The 17,404-nt window shown below is 59.1% G+C and carries 22 protein-coding genes and 1 pseudogene; 9 read left to right on the top strand and 14 right to left on the bottom strand.

The features are described from left to right. Positions 1 to 8 precede the first annotated feature (8 nt). Positions 9 to 1,289, top strand: coding sequence for an FAD-binding oxidoreductase (locus RE418_RS20505; RefSeq protein WP_025302550.1), 1,281 nt, complete (start codon positions 9 to 11; stop codon positions 1,287 to 1,289). Positions 1,290 to 1,333: 44 nt separating this feature from the next. Here RE418_RS20505 and RE418_RS20510 read toward each other — a convergent pair whose 3' ends face one another. Beyond that, complete coding sequence (locus RE418_RS20510; RefSeq protein WP_025302549.1) at positions 1,334 to 2,089, bottom strand: SDR family NAD(P)-dependent oxidoreductase; 756 nt, start codon at positions 2,087 to 2,089, stop codon at positions 1,334 to 1,336. Between the two features lie 321 nt (positions 2,090 to 2,410). After that, the gene (locus RE418_RS20515; protein WP_025302548.1) at positions 2,411 to 2,839 is read right to left on the bottom strand and encodes a universal stress protein; all 429 of its coding nucleotides are present in this window, start codon (positions 2,837 to 2,839) and stop codon (positions 2,411 to 2,413) included. Between the two features lie 253 nt (positions 2,840 to 3,092). Here RE418_RS20515 and RE418_RS20520 point away from each other — a divergent pair, with 253 nt between their 5' ends. Continuing rightward, positions 3,093 to 3,770, top strand: a complete 678-nt coding sequence (locus tag RE418_RS20520; protein WP_016928046.1) for an isochorismatase family protein — start codon at positions 3,093 to 3,095, stop codon at positions 3,768 to 3,770. Positions 3,771 to 3,983: 213 nt separating this feature from the next. Here the strand turns inward: RE418_RS20520 and RE418_RS20525 are convergent. Further along, a pseudogene (locus tag RE418_RS20525) lies at positions 3,984 to 4,061 on the bottom strand. A 114-nt stretch (positions 4,062 to 4,175) separates the two neighbouring features. Beyond that, on the bottom strand, positions 4,176 to 4,388 hold the full coding sequence (gene cspA / locus RE418_RS20530; protein ID WP_025302547.1) for an RNA chaperone/antiterminator CspA: 213 nt from the start codon (positions 4,386 to 4,388) through the stop codon (positions 4,176 to 4,178). A gap of 376 nt (positions 4,389 to 4,764) precedes the next feature. On the opposite strand from cspA, the gene RE418_RS20535 reads away from it, so the two are divergent. Next, a complete protein-coding gene (locus RE418_RS20535; RefSeq protein WP_060432916.1) occupies positions 4,765 to 5,382 on the top strand; it encodes a LysE family translocator in 618 nt (205 codons plus the stop codon). Here RE418_RS20535 and RE418_RS20540 read toward each other — a convergent pair. The 3 genes from RE418_RS20540 to RE418_RS20550 all read right to left on the bottom strand — a co-directional run bounded on the left by RE418_RS20540 (position 5,372) and on the right by RE418_RS20550 (position 7,527). Beyond that, positions 5,372 to 6,016, bottom strand: coding sequence for a Qnr family pentapeptide repeat protein (locus RE418_RS20540; RefSeq protein WP_025302545.1), 645 nt, complete (start codon positions 6,014 to 6,016; stop codon positions 5,372 to 5,374). The two genes, RE418_RS20535 and RE418_RS20540, sit on opposite strands and share 11 nt — an antisense overlap. A gap of 75 nt (positions 6,017 to 6,091) precedes the next feature. After that, the gene (locus tag RE418_RS20545) at positions 6,092 to 7,165 is read right to left on the bottom strand and encodes an SMP-30/gluconolactonase/LRE family protein (protein WP_089181674.1); all 1,074 of its coding nucleotides are present in this window, start codon (positions 7,163 to 7,165) and stop codon (positions 6,092 to 6,094) included. A gap of 152 nt (positions 7,166 to 7,317) precedes the next feature. Beyond that, on the bottom strand, positions 7,318 to 7,527 hold the full coding sequence (locus tag RE418_RS20550; protein WP_004941260.1) for a hypothetical protein: 210 nt from the start codon (positions 7,525 to 7,527) through the stop codon (positions 7,318 to 7,320). A 141-nt stretch (positions 7,528 to 7,668) separates the two neighbouring features. Here RE418_RS20550 and RE418_RS20555 point away from each other — a divergent pair, with 141 nt between their 5' ends. Continuing rightward, positions 7,669 to 8,019, top strand: a complete 351-nt coding sequence (locus tag RE418_RS20555) for a GFA family protein (RefSeq protein WP_043141436.1) — start codon at positions 7,669 to 7,671, stop codon at positions 8,017 to 8,019. A gap of 13 nt (positions 8,020 to 8,032) precedes the next feature. On the opposite strand, the gene RE418_RS20560 is transcribed toward RE418_RS20555, so the two are convergent. The 5 genes from RE418_RS20560 to RE418_RS20580 all read right to left on the bottom strand — a co-directional run bounded on the left by RE418_RS20560 (position 8,033) and on the right by RE418_RS20580 (position 12,407). Continuing rightward, positions 8,033 to 9,205 (bottom strand): Gfo/Idh/MocA family protein, encoded by a 1,173-nt coding sequence (locus RE418_RS20560; protein WP_089180815.1) that lies wholly within the window; start codon positions 9,203 to 9,205, stop codon positions 8,033 to 8,035. Between the two features lie 14 nt (positions 9,206 to 9,219). Further along, positions 9,220 to 10,143 carry a TIM barrel protein gene (locus tag RE418_RS20565; protein ID WP_089180814.1) on the bottom strand — a complete coding sequence of 308 codons (924 nt, stop codon included), beginning with the start codon at positions 10,141 to 10,143 and terminating at the stop codon, positions 9,220 to 9,222. A 186-nt stretch (positions 10,144 to 10,329) separates the two neighbouring features. Next, positions 10,330 to 11,361, bottom strand: a complete 1,032-nt coding sequence (locus RE418_RS20570) for a LacI family DNA-binding transcriptional regulator (RefSeq protein ID WP_089180813.1) — start codon at positions 11,359 to 11,361, stop codon at positions 10,330 to 10,332. 72 nt (positions 11,362 to 11,433) lie between these two features. Beyond that, complete coding sequence (locus RE418_RS20575) at positions 11,434 to 11,850, bottom strand: DUF2000 domain-containing protein (protein ID WP_004941246.1); 417 nt, start codon at positions 11,848 to 11,850, stop codon at positions 11,434 to 11,436. 98 nt (positions 11,851 to 11,948) lie between these two features. Next, complete coding sequence (locus tag RE418_RS20580; protein ID WP_043141449.1) at positions 11,949 to 12,407, bottom strand: hypothetical protein; 459 nt, start codon at positions 12,405 to 12,407, stop codon at positions 11,949 to 11,951. Positions 12,408 to 12,639: 232 nt separating this feature from the next. Between RE418_RS20580 and RE418_RS20585 the strand changes: the two genes are divergently transcribed. After that, on the top strand, positions 12,640 to 13,851 hold the full coding sequence (locus RE418_RS20585) for a CynX/NimT family MFS transporter (protein ID WP_089180812.1): 1,212 nt from the start codon (positions 12,640 to 12,642) through the stop codon (positions 13,849 to 13,851). 64 nt (positions 13,852 to 13,915) lie between these two features. On the opposite strand, the gene RE418_RS20590 is transcribed toward RE418_RS20585, so the two are convergent. Next, complete coding sequence (locus RE418_RS20590; RefSeq protein ID WP_162837928.1) at positions 13,916 to 14,053, bottom strand: hypothetical protein; 138 nt, start codon at positions 14,051 to 14,053, stop codon at positions 13,916 to 13,918. A 294-nt stretch (positions 14,054 to 14,347) separates the two neighbouring features. On the opposite strand from RE418_RS20590, the gene RE418_RS20595 reads away from it, so the two are divergent. Then, positions 14,348 to 15,466 (top strand): AI-2E family transporter, encoded by a 1,119-nt coding sequence (locus tag RE418_RS20595; RefSeq protein ID WP_025302537.1) that lies wholly within the window; start codon positions 14,348 to 14,350, stop codon positions 15,464 to 15,466. A 93-nt stretch (positions 15,467 to 15,559) separates the two neighbouring features. Continuing rightward, on the top strand, positions 15,560 to 15,772 hold the full coding sequence (locus tag RE418_RS20600) for a hypothetical protein (protein ID WP_025302536.1): 213 nt from the start codon (positions 15,560 to 15,562) through the stop codon (positions 15,770 to 15,772). On the opposite strand, the gene RE418_RS20605 is transcribed toward RE418_RS20600, so the two are convergent. After that, positions 15,769 to 16,188: a GNAT family N-acetyltransferase gene (locus RE418_RS20605; RefSeq protein WP_089180811.1), complete on the bottom strand. Its 420-nt coding sequence runs from the start codon at positions 16,186 to 16,188 to the stop codon at positions 15,769 to 15,771. The two genes, RE418_RS20600 and RE418_RS20605, sit on opposite strands and share 4 nt — an antisense overlap. Positions 16,189 to 16,333: 145 nt before the next feature. Here RE418_RS20605 and RE418_RS20610 point away from each other — a divergent pair, with 145 nt between their 5' ends. Beyond that, the gene (locus RE418_RS20610; protein WP_399675515.1) at positions 16,334 to 16,624 is read left to right on the top strand and encodes a hypothetical protein; all 291 of its coding nucleotides are present in this window, start codon (positions 16,334 to 16,336) and stop codon (positions 16,622 to 16,624) included. 168 nt (positions 16,625 to 16,792) lie between these two features. Next, positions 16,793 to 17,329, top strand: a complete 537-nt coding sequence (locus RE418_RS20615) for a GNAT family N-acetyltransferase (RefSeq protein ID WP_025302533.1) — start codon at positions 16,793 to 16,795, stop codon at positions 17,327 to 17,329. Positions 17,330 to 17,404 lie beyond the last annotated feature (75 nt).

Consider the following 17,404-nt stretch of genomic DNA (forward strand, 5'->3'; position numbering starts at 1 on the left):
CTTATCTCATGACTGAACACGTAAAAAGCTACTATGCGGCCACGGCCAACGCACATCAGCCCTATCCGCAACTGAATGAATCGATCGAATGCGACGTCTGCGTGATCGGCGGCGGCTATACCGGCCTCTCCTCCGCGCTGTTCCTGGTGGAAGCCGGCTATAACGTGGTGGTGCTGGAAGCGGCGCGCATCGGTTTCGGCGCCAGCGGCCGCAACGGCGGCCAGTTGGTCAACTCTTACAGCCGCGACATCGATGTGATTGAAGAGCGTTACGGCGCGGAAAGCGCCCGCCTGCTAGGCAGCATGATGTTCGAAGGCGCGGAGATCATTCGCAGCCGCATCAGCCGCTACGCCATCGACTGCGACTACCGCCCCGGCGGCATCTTCGCCGCCCTGAACAACAAGCAGTTCCATGCGCTGATCGAGCAAAAGCGCAACTGGGAGCGCTACGGCAATACCCAGCTCGAGCTGCTCGATGCGGATCGGGTGCGTCAGGAGGTCGCCAGCGATCGCTACGTCGGCGCGCTGCTCGATCACAGCGGCGGCCACATCCATCCGCTCAATCTGGCGCTGGGCGAGGCCGAGGCGATCCGCCTGCAGGGTGGGCGCATCTTCGAGCAATCGGCGGTGACGAACATTCGCCACGGTGAACCGGCGCTCATCAGCACCGCCAACGGCCAGGTGAAGGCGCGCTTCGTCATCGTCGCCGGCAACGCCTACCTGGGCGATAAGCTGGAGCCGCGGCTGGCCAAGCGCAGCATGCCGTGCGGCACTCAGGTGGTGACCACCGAACCGCTAGCGCCGGAGATCGCGCAGGCGCTGATCCCGCAGAATTACTGCGTGGAGGACTGCAACTACCTGCTGGATTACTACCGCATCACCGCCGATCATCGTCTGCTGTACGGCGGCGGCGTGGTATACGGCGCGCGCGATCCGGACGATATCGATAACCTGATCCGGCCGAAGCTGCTGAAGACCTTCCCACAGCTGAAAGGGGTGCGCATCGACTATCGTTGGACCGGCAACTTCCTGCTGACGCTGTCGCGCATGCCGCAGTTTGGCCGGCTGGAGAATAACGTGTACTACATGCAGGGCTACAGCGGCCACGGCGTGACCTGCACCCATCTGGCGGGCAAGCTGATCGCCGAGTTGATGCGCGGCGACGCCGAACGCTTCGACGCCTTCGCCAAGCTGCCGCACCTGCCGTTCTTCGGTGGACGCAATCTGCAGATCCCGTTCACCGCCATCGGCGCGGCCTACTACACGCTGCGCGACCGCATCGGCGTCTAAAAACAACAGGCCCGGTCATCCTGGCCGGGCCGGTAGGTTAACGCTTAGACGATCTTCGGTTGGCCGTCCGAGGCGGTCGCCCCGCCATCGACCGGAATGTTGGCGCCATTGATAAAGCTGGCGTCGTCGCTGGCCAGAAACGCCATCACCGCCGCCACTTCTTCCGGCTCCGCCGCACGCCCCAGCGCGATGCGCTCATTGAACTTGTCGCGGATCTCCTGCGGCCAGCCGTTGGTCATGTTGGTTTTGACCAGGCTCGGGCAGACCGAGTTGATGCGCACGCCGTCACCGCCGTGATCCAGCGCCATGGCGCGCGTCAGGTTGACCACCGCGCCTTTCGCCGCGCAGTAATAGGCCGCACCCCAGTCGCCACCCAGGCCGGACACCGACGCGGTATTGACGATACAGCCCTTGGTTTTCAGCAGGTGCGGCAAGGCAAATTTGGAACAGAACACCACGCCATCGATATCGACCCCGGCGATGCGGCGCCAGTCGTCGACGCTGGTTTCCAGCACGCTGCCCGCCACGTGTACGCCGGCGTTGTTCAGCAGGACGTCGATGCGGCCCAGTTTTTCCGCCACCTCGTTCATCATTTTTTCAACCGCGACGTGATCGGAAACATCGATATGCACCGCCATCGCGCGGCCCTTCGGCAGCGAAGCGGCGACCTTGTCTACCGCTTCCTTGGCCCAGTCGGCCAGCACCACGATGGCGCCCTCGGCGGAGAAACGCCGCGCCGCCGCTTCCCCCATACCATTGCCCGCACCGGTGATAACCACGACTTTATTGTCAAAACGCATGAGACCTCCTCCATGTGAACGTATTTATATAAGTCATACAAATCTCATTACCCCGAGGATAAGACGCCCCTCCCCAGAGAGCCAGTCAAAACGTGCGGTTTATTAATCAAAAGGAGGTATGTCAGTGATTTCAATGCGCTGGATTAACCTTTATCGGATTTTGGCCAACATATTGATGGAGAAAATAAAATTGCGGTCAGTCACTATTTGTCAGGCGGATTGTCAGCTAGCGGGATTATTGCGGGTAGGCGGTTATGGCCGCTCAGAGATAAGCGATACGAATGAAAAAAGGCAAAGGCAGCCGCCCGCAGGCGGCGGCGACTATTTTTTCTCGATGGGGACAACCAGCAGATCGACGTTCAACTCATTGATCGCCTGACGCGCCGAAGAAACCAGCCGGCTCCAGACATCGTGGTGATGGCCGAAGATCACCAGATCGAACCCTTTCTCTTTCGCAACCCGGTTCAGCTCTTCCGTCAACGCGCCACGGCTGACGATCACCTCTTCGACCGGATACGACGACTGCCCTTTGATCGCATTGAGCATATTCTTCACCCGCTCCGAAAAGGTGCGATCGGTGTAGTTGTAATCTCCCACGCCCAGATCGACGTAATAGCCGGCGCGGTGGATGTCGATATAGATCAGGGAAAGTTTGGCATGGAGCGCGGCAGCCAGCCTGGCGCCCTTGCCCAGCAGAAACTCGGCGTCTTCACTGAGATCCGTGGCGACAACGATATGCTGATAAGCCATGACGGTGGCCCTCCGCGTCAAACCCATGAACAGGATGGCGTTCCTTGCCGCATGTTTCTTATGCACCTTAAGTTTAGCCCAGCGCCGAGCCCTTCGCCTGCGTCAAAATCGTTCCATTTATGGAACGATGTATCCCGACTTCAGGCTCTACCGGATTTCTCTCTTCTCCCTACACTATAGGCAAGTGCTGAGTTTCAGCCTTATCAATCAAAGAAGATACCCACTGACCTCACGACGAGAAAAGGAAAACACCATGAGCACTCCAGCCAACTTCAACGGCCAGCGTCCTGTTATTGATGCCAATGACGCGGTCATGCTCCTGATCGACCACCAGAGCGGCCTGTTCCAGACCGTCGCCGATATGCCGATGACCGAGCTGCGCGCCCGCGCCGCCGCCCTCGCCAGCATCGCTACCCTCAGCAAACTGCCGGTGATCACCACCGCCTCGGTGCCGCAGGGCCCCAACGGCCCGCTGATCCCGGAAATTCACCAGAATGCGCCGCACGCGCAGTACGTCGCCCGTAAAGGGGAAATCAACGCCTGGGACAACCCTGACTTCGTAGCGGCGGTCAAGGCCACCGGCCGCAAGACCCTGATCATCGCCGGCACCATCACCAGCGTCTGCATGGCCTTTCCGTCCATCAGCGCGGTGGCCGAAGGCTATAAGGTCTTTGCGGTGATCGACGCCTCCGGCACCTACTCGAAAATGGCGCAGGAAATCACCCTGGCGCGCGTGGTGCAGGCCGGCGTGGTGCCGATCGACACCGCCGGCGTCGCCTCCGAGCTGCAGGGCAGCTGGAACCGCGCCGACGCTCAGCAATGGGCCGAGGTTTACACCAAAATCTTCCCGGCCTATCAGCTGTTGATCGAGAGCTACCTCAAGGCGCAGGACGTGGTGAAAAACAACGAACTGCTGGACTCGCAGCGTTAAAATCGCGGGCATAAAAAACCCCGGCTAAGGCCGGGGCTATTGATCATGTGCCGGTGGCTTTCCCGGCTGTCATGTTATGGCGTAAGCGTCCATCCAACACTCCAACATTACGCAGCCTAAGCACAACTTTTTCACAACAGAAAAAAAGACTGAAAAGTGGCATTATTATTTATGCGATAATCTGTTTTTCTGTTGCCAATAATAATTAATTATTGGAACGTCATCGAGGAATCGAACCCCAGTCCGCCAACGAATATTTCGCTGCCGCTCTTCCTGCTGAGCTAATGACGTATCGATAAAGACTCCGGGCGAACCCGGAGTTTATTCAGGCTAAAGGTGTTATTTCTTAACTGCTCCGGCTTAAACCCTCATCGCTGTCGTAAGAAACCGCACCTCGACCGAAAATTACAACGCGACCACGTTGCCGGCAGAAGGACCCTTCATACCCTTTTCGATAGTGAACTCAACCTGTTGGCCTTCGTCCAGCGTTTTGAAATCGTTGCTCTGGATAGCAGAGAAGTGTACGAACACGTCTTTGCCGCCGTCTGCCGGGGTGATAAAGCCGAAGCCTTTCCCTGCATCAAACCATTTTACCAAACCCGTCATTTTAGTAGACATAGAGATATTTCCTTTCTATTTTTGCGACGCCATAGGGCGATAGAGGCCTGTTTTTATTGGAAACTTATGGGGCACTAGAGAAGAAAATTCGCGGAAGAAGAGGTATCTGGGGGATATCACTAACACTGAGAACTGCTTTACTAAAACTGCTTTCATAAGGTCTGTATGACAAACCGATGACGCTATTTACACACAGCTAATTTATTTAAGCAAGATATATTTTAAATTATATTCATATGGCTCATAAATTTATTATCGCAAAAGGCCGCTGACGCCTGTCGCTACGGGCAGGTAAAAAAAGGTTTCACCCTGCTGGATCATATCGGCGATTCATTATAAAACTAAGGCTAACTCGCTGCTTACAGGCCGTTAACCGATGATCGATATGCCAGCCGTGCTCGCCGTTTTCACCGTCTATATCGTTGGCGTGGTGATCCCCGGCCCCAATTTTGTCGCCGTCGCCCACAAAGCCGTTTCCGCGCGCCGCAGCGAGGCTTTCGCTCTGGTGGCGGGCATTGTCTTGGTCAACCTGTTCTGGGCGAGCAGCGCCCTGCTCGGCGTCGGTATAATTTTCGCCTTGTTCCCCTGGTTGGCGCTAGCGGTAAAAGTGGCCGGCGCCGGCTATTTACTGTGGTTCGGCTATCGGCTTATCGCCCAGGCGGCGCCTTCTTCCGGCCCCTCCACGGTGACCGGGAAAAGCGGTTTTCGCGTCGCCTTTCTGCAGGGCATCGCCACCAACATCGCCAATCCCAAATCCATTGCGTTTTACGCCGCCGTCTTCTCATCAGCGGCGCCCGCCCATGTTTCTACGCCGACCTTCCTCGCCATGCTGTTGGAAGTCGCGGTGATAGCCAGCTTGTGGTACGGGTTGGTGGCGCTGGTGTTGTCGCACGCCCCTGTCGCCGGCGCCTACCGCCGCAGCAAGGCTTGGATCGATCGTGCCTGCGGCACGTTGATCATCGTACTGGGGCTGCGGCAGCTGCTCAGCCGATGATCGCGATCCCGAGCCGCTCCAACAGCTGCGCGGCCTGGTGGCTGTCCATTTTGACGCCCTGCAGATCGGTAGTGCGCAAATCCAACTCGCCCAGTTCCGCGTTGCTCAAATCACACTGGGTGACGTCGGCGGCACGCCAGTCGAAACCGGAGAATTCGCCGCCGGACAGATCGGAGCCGCTGAAGCTGGCGCCGAGCACCTGTGCGCCGTGCCAGCGGTTTTCCCACAGCTCGCATTTCTCCAGCACCACCTTGGCGAAGTTGGCATAGCTCAGGTTGCTTTTGGTGATATAGGCGCTGCAAAACCAGGTGCGGCTGGTGATCATGTTCATAAAGCTGGTGCCGCGAAAATCGGCGCCCTGCGCGCGGCATTCGCGGATCTCGATGCCCAACGCGTTGGCATGACGAAAATCGGCCATCGATAAATCACAGCTTTTAAAACTCGCGTCTTTCAGTATCGCGCGGCTGAAGTTGCCGCCCTGTCGGCTGTCGCGATCGTAGAATTGGCAGCCGATAAATTCGGTGCCGGTCAGATCGGCACCCGAAAAATCACACAGCATAAAGCTGCCATTTTCAATCTTCTCGCCGGTAAAGCGGTTACGTTCGATCTTCTCACCCTTCAGCGCCAGGCTCATTGCAATACCCCTGTTTATTTATACAGCCAGGGCAGCATTTAATCCTATTCCGACAGGGTTGGCAACCGTCGTCAATCAGCGTGCCTCAGCCGCAGGCCGTGCTAACGCCACCTTGACGATGCTGAACGTCCTGATGCTCTCCGCCTGAGCGACGTCAGCAAACAGTTTGGGGTAACGGGAGTTGACCACCCACACCTCGCCATCGCGCAACGCGGCGCCGGTCGGCCCATCCAATCCCGGCGGCGTGGCGACCGCGGCGACATGGGCGCTGGCCCAGCCGTCGGCCGAGGCGAGCAGCGTCACGTCGCCGGACATGCTCCCCTTTTCAGCAGGAAAAGACTGTACGATCACCAATTCGTTGGCGTTTTTGAGCCGCAGCCCGTCCGGCCCTTTCAGCCGATGCGGCAGCCTGATTTCACTTATCGCAGGCGTGTTATCCAGCGTCACCTTCCACAGCAGCCCGCGGGTGTAGTCCGACGCAATCAGGTAGCCATCCGGGTGATACACGATGCCGTTGAGATAAGGCTGTGTGCCCTGCGCAGCGGCGGGTGCGTCGGCGGGCAGCAGAAGCGATGAGCGCACCAGGATCGACACGTGGCGCGTTGCCCGGTCGATCTTGTAAATCTGCGGCTGGAAGCTGTCGGTTACGTAGATATTTCCCTGCGCATCGAGCGTCAGATCGTTGGCCAGCGTCGGCCCACGGCTTAACGATGAGAGATCGTACGTCTGCTGCAGCGCGCCGGTATCGAGATTGAACTCCAGCACCTGCGCCACGCGATTGCGCGTGCCAGGGGCTGAATGGAGGGAGACGCCCACGTCTTCGTTGCATACCAGCACCCGGTTGCGCTCGGTGTCCACCAGCATGCCGGAGGTGGTAATCAGTCCCTTGTCGGTGGAAAACCGCCGATAGCGGCCATCCGGGTAGACCAGGCCCAGCTGGCCACCGCGCAGGGAGGAGATCAGGAACGCACCGGCGCGCGGCTCCCAGGCGATGCCCTCAGGGTAGGCGCCGGCGGGATCCGGCGAAAAATCGATGCGTTGCGTGGCCTGCGCCTGCATAACGACGCCGAGAAGCAGTGTGGCGCCGGCCAGCTGGGTGACGCGCCGGCGGCGCAACAATAAGAAAGACAAGAGACTGAAGCGGAACATGAGCATGACCCTGATGAGGACTCGGATCGCTAGAGTAGGATCGCGCCGCTCACGGCACCAGCGGGGAAAAAGGCAATGCGCCACTAAAAAAATCGCAGTAATCAGCGCAAAAAAAACCGCCCGATGCGGGCGGTTGAGGTGACGGCGAACCGTTACTTCAGAGCTTCCTGAATGGCGTCGGCCATCGGGCCGATGTGCTTTTCCGCCGCTTTCAGCTGGAAGTCCACGCCGTTGCCGTCGTTGGTATCCGACAGCGTGGCCTTGATCAGTTCCAGCGCCGCCTGCACCGCCACCAGCCGTTTGTGCTGTTCGTCCGTGACCGGTTCGGCGCCCATATTGGCCGGATAGTAATGTTCTAACATCGCGATCTCCTTTTGATGACGTTAACCTCTAACCTACCAGAAAACCGCGCATTTACTAAGGAAACCAAGCCGGGCGCGGCCGAGTGACGATAAATTGCACTATACTGGGCAAACACTCCCCCCTGATACAGGATCATCGCCATGTCATTCCAGGGAAGCTGCCACTGTGGCGCCGTCACCTTCTCCGTAGACGCCGAACTGCCCACCGAAGCCCTCAGCTGCAACTGTTCTATTTGCCGCCGCAAAGGGCTGCTGCTGTCGTTCTTCCCCATCAGCGCTTTCACGCTCAACAGCGGTCAGGACCAGCTCAGCACTTACACTTTCAATCACCACAGGATCCGCCATCAGTTCTGCCGGACCTGCGGTGCCCAGCCCTTCGCCTACGGAACCGCGCCGGACGGCGCCGCGATGTGCGCCGTTAACCTGCGCTGCGTGCCTGACGTCGCGCTGGATGCGTTACAGATCCACAGCTACGACGGGGCCAGCGTCTGAGCGAATCGCGCACTCAGTCGAAGGCAACCCAGCCGGCGTCGGTTTCAGCGGATTGTACGCAGCGCGCCACCCACTTCACGCCCAGTGCGCCAGCCTGCACGTCCGGGTACCAGAAGTCGGCCAGGAAGGCCGCGTCGCGCCGATCGGTGGCGTCCATCGCCAGCGCGAAGCGGCGGTAGAGATTCGACCAGGCTTCAAACACCCCCTCCGCATGACCGCCGCCGATGCGATCGTCCGCCAACGCCGGCGCATCGAGATAGGGCATGCCGCGCTCCAGGATCCGCACCGGCTCGCCCTGCACTTCGAAGCGTAGCTGATTGGGTTGTTCATCCCACCACTCCAGGCTAGCCTTTTCACCGACGATGCGCACCTTTTGACCGTGCATCGAACCGCAGTTGACCGCCGAACACCACACGGAGCCGACGGCGCCGTTGTGATACTCCATCAGCACATAGGCGTTGTCCTCCAACGGCGCGCGCGACGGCACAAAGCTTTGCCGGCTGCAGATCAACCGCCGGATCTTCAGCTGCGGCGCCATGGTTTCCGCCAGAAACAGCGTGTGGGTCGCCAGATCGCCCAGCACATAGCTGGGGCCGACAAAGCGCGGATCGACCCGCCAGCGAGTGCTGGGATTATCCTGCTCCACCGGCGCGGCGTGAAAGCCGTGAGCGAACTGCATATTCACCAGCCGGATTTCCCCCAGACGGCCATCGGCAATCATCTGCCGGGCCTGTAAAATCATCTGGTGCCCGGCATAGCCGTAGGTCACGCCGATGACTTTGCGCTGCCGCTCGCACAACGCCGCCAGCGCCTGCGCCTCATCGACGCTGAAACACAGCGGCTTCTCGCACACCACGTGCAATCCCGCCTCCAGCGCCGCCCGGCAAATGGCGTAATGGGTGTTGTTCGGCGTGGCGATCGAGACCGCTTCGATGCCGTCCGCCCGCGCGGCTTCGGCGCGGAACATTTCGGCATAATCCGCATAACAGCGCTCCGCCGCCACGCCCAGACTCCGGCCAAAATCACGCCCGCGTTCGGCGTCAATGTCGAACGCGCCGGCCAACAGAGTAAACGCACCGTCGCGCAAGGCCGCCGAACGATGGATGTAACCGATCTGGCTGGTGCCGCCGCCGCCGACCATGCCCCAGCGCAACGATCTCGCCAAAGGTTTGCTGCCGTTGATCATCGTGTTTCTCCTGATTAAAAGCCGAGGCCGCGCAAGTAGCGCAAGCTGGCGGTGACGTCCTGCAGGCTGCCCTGCACATTGCGCGGATCGCGTTCCTGCTCGATAGTGATCCAGCCCCGGTATCCGCGCTCGGCCAACAGCGCGCGCAGCTGCGGATAATCGATCGCCCCGCTGCCCAACGGGCACATGACGCCCTCGGCGCAGGCGGTGAAAAAATCGACGCCGCGCGCCAGCACCTCGCGGAACACCTGCGGATCGACGTCTTTGAAGTGCAGATAATCGAGACGTTCAAAGTGCTTGCTCAACCAGGCAGCCGGGTCCAGCCCGGCGTAATACAGATGGCCGGTATCCAGGCACAATCCGGCGGTGTGATGCGGAATGTCCGCCGCCAACCGGTCGATTTCGTCGGCGAACTCGATGCAGCCGCCGGCGTGCGGATGCACCACCGGCCGCACGCCGTATTCCCGCCAGGCCAATTCGCTGATGCGCGTAATGTGCCCGATCATCCTCTGCCACTCTGCCTGCGACAAACGCGGCGCTAAATCTGAACGCCCGGCGAACCTGGCGCGTTGCGGATTGCCGAAATCGATAATCACCAAGAACGGCGGCGCGGCGCGATCGCCCTCGGTCGGCTCCGCCCTAGGCGCCCGCGAGAGGTTGCGGCATATCCGATGAGTCAGGGCCAGCAGGCGCTCAATGTTCGCCTCGCTGACCAGATCGTCAAAAATCGTGCCGGCCACCAGCGACAGACGATGCTGCTCCAGCGCGGCGCACAGCGCCTCGCTCTGCGTCGGCAAATAGCCCCACGGCCCCAGCTCGATGCTGCGGTAGCCGGCCGACGACGCTTCTTGCAGAACCGTGGCGTAGGGCGGCAAATGGGGATTGTTTGGGTCATCCACGCCCCAACTGCAGGGCGCATTGGCGATAGGCAAAGTCATGGCGACGGCTCCTTTCTTGCGGGGAATGCCGGCAGTATCAAACAAAAATTCCAAAACCATCAATAATGAAAATTTTATTTTTTGATAGAGATCGCGCTATTTTTGATGAATTATTTGATAGTTTTTAATCAAATTGAGGCGACGCCTGACTGCGCCATGACCTCGGCAAACACCACTCAGCGGCCGTCAGAGGTTTTCTTTGGTGATCACATCGAAGCGATTAATGATGTGGCGTAATCCCGGTTGTTCATCGGCAGCGAGCAGCGTCTCGACAATCGTGGCGGCCAACTCAGAAATGCGGTGACACAGCAACAGATCTACCGTGCCGTCGAGCAGCGCCATTTCACCGCCCTGCACCGGGCCGTGGCACACCAGCGTGATGTCGCGCTGCCGGCCGCTCTCTCGTAACGCCTGAATAATGCCCTCTACACCGCCGCTCGGCGCGTACAGCGCCGCCAGCTCCGGGTGGTTCGCCAGCAGTTCACGCGTGACCCGGCGCGCCGTTTCCGCGTCCTCGAGGCTGCGCACCGGTTCCAGCACACGCTGGCCGCTCATCTGCTCGCGCAGGTAGGAGCGAAAACCGATCTCGCAGGCTTCCTGGCAAGTAAAACGGTTGTCGCCGATGATCACGCCAACATCTCCCTGACGCCGGCACAGACGGTCCACCGCCCAACCGGCGGTGCGGCCCGCTTTTTGATTATCCAGACCGATGTAGCCGGCGCGGCTGGGCACCGATAAATCCGACAGCAGCGCGAAAACGTTGATGCCCGCCTGCGCGGCTTCTTCTACGGCATAGTGGATCAGGGGGTGATCCAGCGCCAACACGCCGATCGCGTCCACCTGGCGGCTCAATTGGCTAATGGCGGCGGCGGTATCGCCGATGGCATTGAGAGAGTGGAAGATGAACTGCGGCGGCTGCCCCGGCTCATGATACGGCGCCGCTTGCACCATCAGTTCATCAGCCAGTTGCGCATAGAAAGAGTGTTCGCGCCGCAGCAGGATGAACCCCATTCTCAGGCGGCGTTCCGGCCTGCCCAGCACCGCCGACAGGCAGTGGGACTTTTCCAACGCGAACCCCAACTTTTTCGCCGCCTCAATCACCCGGCGCTGGGTGGCGGGCCGCACCGACGCGCGTTGGTTGATCACCCGATCGACGGTGGCGATGCCGACCCGCGCCTCTCTGGCGATCGCCGCCATGGTGGTTTTCTTGCCGCTCATGTTCATCTCCATCAACGATTTGATGGAAAAATATCATAGACGTTGCCGCCCCTGATGTGATGCCGTTCGCGATTAACGGTAGACGGAGAACTTCTTGGTAAGCGGTTTAAGCTGTTCAGTGTCGCCGTAGAGCGCCACCGCCACGAAGTCCAACTGCTCGTAGGGGGTATTGGCGGTGTCGGCGATCTGCTGCTCGGCGGAGTGCGACAGCATGGTGGTGGTGAAGAAGTTGGACAGCACGCCCTCCTCCTTGCACTTGAGGATCAGGTTGCTGAGCTGGCTGCTGTTCTTGGCCTGCAGGATGACGATCGGGTAGTGGCTCATATTGGCGCTGACGCCGTCGAGGCTGCTCGGGTAGTGGTGAAACTCGCGCTGCTCGATAAGATCGGTGATGCCCGCCGTCAGATGGCAGGAGGCGTTAAACAGAGTGGCCGGTTCGTGGTTGCGGTTGAGGATGATGTAGAATTTTTTCTCGTTATCGCTGTACATACTCTTCTCCTTGAATAGACAACCCTTTTTACCCAAGCCAAGGGCGGTTTTCAAGGCGAGATAAGGGCCGCGTCCGGCCCCGTGATGACGTTTCAGCCTCAGATCCCGCCTTCGCCCGGGCCCAGCGGCTGCGCCACCTGATGCAGCACGGTGATGTTCTGCAGGATAGTGCCGCCGTCAATCGGTTTCATCTGGCCGTCGCGATCTTTATAGTGCGTCGGTTTGGCGCCGTGGAAGAACAGGCCAGCGTTAACCTGCACGCCCAGATAGCCTGCGCTGGCCGGCAGGCGCTGCACGTCGGTCCAGGGGTTGGAAACCGGCACGTACTGGAAGCCCTCGCCCGTCTTGGCGTATAGCGGGCGCAGCAGCGTGACAAAGGCCATCATCGGCGACAGCGCTTCTTTAAAGATCTGCACCGGCCGATCGACCGTCATCAAGAAACCCTGCGGTTGCTCCTCAACCGTGTCGAGGCTCAGGCTGCTGCTGATATCATCACCCCGGCCGCCATAGCTCCACTCCATCACCGGCGCTCCATTTTCATTCATCATCTCTGACATACACTGCTCCTTATAAATAAAATTGATCGGGCACGCTCGCTGCGTGCCGGAACAGTAAACCGCTGAACGGACACCCGCGTCCACGCCGGGTGGTACGCTGGCGAACCAAACAACGAGGTGCGCAAAATAAAGCTCGAAATGAATAATTTCCCCGCGTGACAGCGCAGCATTTGAACGACTTCTGTTGTAGCGCAGACGCATAGTGAGGGCGTTACCGCCTCTGGAGAGTGTTATGACCGCGATTAAACCGGACGCCATCGACCGCGTCCTTCCCGCCGCTACGCCCTGGCTAGCCGTCATCAACGTGCTGTTCGCCGGCATCGCCGCGGCGCTGCACGTAGGTAAGGCCACCATCGCGCTACCGGCGCTGCAGGCCGAATTCGGCCGTTCGCTCGAAACGCTGAGCTGGGTCATCTCAGCCTTTCCTTTCGTCGGGGTGTTCGGCGGCATCGCCGCCGGGCTGCTGGTGCGCCGCTGGGGCGATCGGCGCCTGCTGGCGGCGGGGTTACTGATCGTCAGCACCGCCAGCTTTACCGGCGCCACGCTGCACGACTTCAACGGATTGATCGTCAGCCGCTTTGTCGAAGGCCTCGGCTTCGTGATCGTGGTGGTCGCCTCGCCGGCGGTGCTGAACCGCATCGTCGCCCCGGCGCAGCGCAGCCTGGTGTTCGGCATCTGGAGCACCTTCATGCCGGCAGGCATCGCCATTTCATTGTTTTTCGGCCCCCATCTCGCCGGCTGGCAACAGAGTTGGCAGGCCGGTGCGGCGTTGACGCTGCTGGCCGCCCTGCTGCTGCCGCTGACCACGCCCCGACGCGCCGCCAAGACGCACGTTCCGCCGTTGCAGCTGCGGCATGCGCTGGGCGCGATGCTGCGGGCACGCCAACCGCTGTTGCTGGCGCTGATGTTCACCACTTACAACCTGCAGTTTTTCTCGGTGATGACCTTTCTGCCGATCTTCCTGATGCAGCGCATCGGCCTGTCGCTGGCGGCCGCCGGCGGCATCAGCGCAGCGGCGGTGGCGGCGAACATCATCGGCAACCTCGCCGCCGGGTTCTTGCTGTCGCGCGGTCTGCGGGCCGGTAGCCTGCTCGCGGCCACCAGCCTGGTCATCGGCATCTTCGGCATCGGCATTTTCCTGCCGATGACGCCCAACGGCCTGCTGATCCCACTGTGTTTCCTGTTCTGCGCCATCGCTGGCATGCTGCCCGCCACCATTCTGGCCGCCACGCCGGCGGCGACGCCGGAGCCCACGCTGTTGCCGCTGAGCCTGGGGCTGGTGATGCAAGGGAACTATCTCGGCCAGGTGATCGGCCCGGTCGCGCTGAGCGCCATCGTGGCCGCAGCCGGTTGGGTGGCGCCGGCGTGGCTGGTGCTGGCGGCGGCCCTGTTAGGGGCGCTGTTAGCGCTGGCTTTTCTCAGCAGGCGGCATAATGCAGGGTGATAAGCAGAAAAGTCGTTCTGTTTGTTATAAGCGGTGCTGAATTTTCCCTGGTGCAGGTGCCTGCCTATCGCGAAGGATAAGGCCAATGATGATCGAGACCCGACAATGACAATGCGCCAGTGGCCGCGAAATACACCAGCAGGCCGGCAAAGGCGATCAGTAGCGTTTTCTCGATGACACCGAGTCGTTTGTGTTCAGTCATTTGCATACTCCTTCGTGATATCGGACGAAAGGCCGCCCTCCTAAAAACTAGGAAAGCCTGGCGCAGGCGGCAAGCGCGGCTCACAAAATGAAACACAATCGATAAATTTTGTTAATTATTTAGCCCTCTTTCTTTTCTCGCGCCGCCGCCTGTTCACCCTGCAGCGCCCGCCTTTCCCTTAGTAACCCTATGGTATACGCCGTTAAAAATCCCCTACCGGTTAAGCAAAGGTGATGATAGTGTTGTTTTCATTCAGTTCATCTATGCTGAAAATTCATCTTTTGAGGGACGACTATGATGTCTAAAGGCATTTCCAAGGGATTCTTTATTCTGATCCTGTTCATCGTTACCGCCGCCTTTCTCGACGTGCTGGGGCCTTATTACTCCTCAGTGCTGTGGGCGGTTATTCTGGCGGTGATTTTCCATCCGGTGAAAAAGAAGTTGAAGCAGTACGTCGGCGAACGCAACGGCGTAGTGTCGCTGCTGACGGTGGCGCTGATCTGTCTGATCGTGTTCACGCCGTTGGCGATCATCGCCTCATCGCTGGCGATGGAATTCAACGTGATCTACACCAAGCTGCAAACCAACAACAGCCAATTGCCGACCATGCTGGCGGACTTTATGCGTCACCTGCCCGGCTGGGCGCAGCGCTTCCTGGCGGAGCATAACCTCAACAGCGCCGCCGAGATCCAAAAGCAGCTTTCCGACGTGGCGCTCAAGGGCGGGCAATATCTGGCGGGCAGCGTCTTCCTGATCGGCAAAGGCACCTTCAACTTCGTCGTCGGCTTCGGCGTGATGCTCTACCTGCTGTTCTTCCTGCTGAAAGACGGCCCCTATCTGGTGAACCTGGCGCTCGAAGCGCTGCCGCTCTCCCAGCACGTGAAGCACCACCTGTTCGTGAAGTTCGCCGCCGTCTCCCGCGCCACCGTCAAGGGCACGGTGGTGGTCGCCGTGGTGCAAGGTGCGCTCGGCGGGCTGGCATTTTACTTTACCGGCATCGACGGCAGCCTGCTGTGGGGCGCGCTGATGGCGTTCCTGTCGATCATCCCGGCCGTGGGCTCCGCCATCATCTGGGTACCGGCGGTGATCTACTTCTTCGCCACCGGCATGCTGTGGAAAGCCATTTTCCTGGTGGTATTCTTCGTGGTGGTGATCGGCCTGGTGGACAACATTCTGCGCCCACTGCTGGTAGGCAAAGACACCAAAATGCCGGACTACCTGATCCTGATCTCCACCCTGGGCGGCATGGAGATTTACGGCATCAACGGCTTCGTCATCGGGCCCTTGATCGCCGCGCTGTTCATCGCCTGCTGGAACATCCTGTCCGGCCGCGACAGCGAGGAGAACATCGAAGAGATCGACGAAGAATTCATCGAGGAAGGCAAAAATCATCCCGACGCGGCGGCGGAGTAACCCTCTCGCAGCAAATCACACAGGGGCCCAATTGGGCCCCTTTTTTTGTCTGTGGTATCCTTGCCGCGCTTACAAGGAAGAACGGGTTTCGTTATGCTTATTTTTTACGCCACGCTGGCTATCGCCTTCACTCTGCTGTGCCTGTTAGCCTTTATCTATTGCGCCTATCAGCTGTCAAAGCACGGCGACGTCAAGTTTTTGGCCTCGCTTTCCGTGCTGCTCTTCGCGCTGCTGGCCTTCTATGCCGCTTATGGTTACGTCAGCACCTGGCTGCAACAGCAGGCGGTCGATGTCCGGCTGTATTAGCGCAGCGGGATGAAAAAGACCTGCTCCGGGTCGCCGTCATCGAGATTGTCAATTTGGCCGCTGGCGACAAACCCGGCGTTCAACAGCAGCCGCTGCATCGGCAGGTTGGAACGATTGGTGGAGGTGAACAGCTTCGGATGTCGGCAATGGGATTTCAACGCCGCAATCAGCGCCTGCCCGACGCCCCGGCGGCGATAGCGCTCGCCGACCATCAGCATCTCGACAAAGCCGCAGCCGAAGAAGTGATAGTGCAGCACAGCGTAGCCCATCACCACGCCCCGTTCTTCGGCAAGATAGCAGACACTCTGTGCGCACCAGGTGCGGATCTGCGCCGCGCGCTGCGGCTCGCCTTCGGCGACGCTGTCGAGGGCGATCAGGGCTGCGGCATCGGTTTTAGTGGCAAGACGAACACACATGTTTACCCCTCATTCTGATGGGTGACGGCGACACCGCTTCAACGAAACGGCAACCGAAGCGGGATAACTTTTACATCCCCGCCGAATTTTGTAATCCTATTATAGAGTTACTAAAACACACGCCAAGGAAGGAAAGCATTTCCCGATGAGAATACCGCAAATCTCCGCCGCCCTGCTGTTTACCCTGCTGCTGGCGGGCTGCCAGTTCCACAAAACCGTGTTCCCGCCGCCGTATATCGGCACCCCGCAAGAGATCAGCACCTACGAAGTGAAAGGGCTGACATTCGTCACCACCGTCACCTTCAGCGGCCTGTTCGCCGAAAATCTGGTGCGCGAATACGCACAGAAACATCACTGTCGCTACTATGTGGTAACGATGCGCAGCAACGGTTTTAAAGATCGGGCCGAGCGCGTGAGCGCGATGATGTATCGGTAATACCAAACAAGTAGCCGGCGCGTTAAACCCAATGATAAAGTGATTTGCGACAAAGAGCTTGCCCGCACCTTAGCCGTAACCTTGTCATCTGCGCGCCAAGACGGGAAATTATCGCTCGTTCTCTCAGGGTAACATTACGATACGCTGCAACGCAGAAAAGGAACCGTTATGCCTTTACTCCCTGCCGTGCACATCGAAACCGAACGGTTGATATTACGTCCTCACAACCTGGCCGATTTCGATGCCTGGTATGCCATGTTTACAGATAAGGAACTGTTCAAATTTATCAGCGCCCCCAATCTTTCACCTGAAGACGGTTGGAATAGACTACTGCGCTATATTGGCCACTGGTCGGTTTTCGGCTATGGGCTGTTCGCCATATTTCGCAAAGTGGACGGACAGTTCCTGGGCGAGACCGGGTTGGCGGATTTTCATCGGGGTCTGGGCAATGACTTCGATGGGAGCCCTGAAGCCGCATGGATTATTGCCCGGGAGGCCCAAGGTCAGGGAGTCGCGCAAGAAGCGGCTGCCGCAGCGCATCAATGGATTGACAGCACGTTATCACCCGCTCAAACAGTTTGCCTTATCGGTGAAAACAATCGGCCTTCCGTTAAAATAGCTCAACATCTGGGTTACCAAATATTTGGCCAATGCGAATACAAAGGAGCATCTTGCTTAAAACTAAGACGGACAATAAAGACTTAAATCTAAATCCACCAGCCGCACAGGCTGGTGGAAGTCACGTGAACACCTAAATTTTTTACTAAAAGATCCCGCTGC

Source organism: Serratia sp. szju (assembly GCF_044594185.1).
Lineage (GTDB): Bacteria > Pseudomonadota > Gammaproteobacteria > Enterobacterales > Enterobacteriaceae > Serratia > Serratia bockelmannii.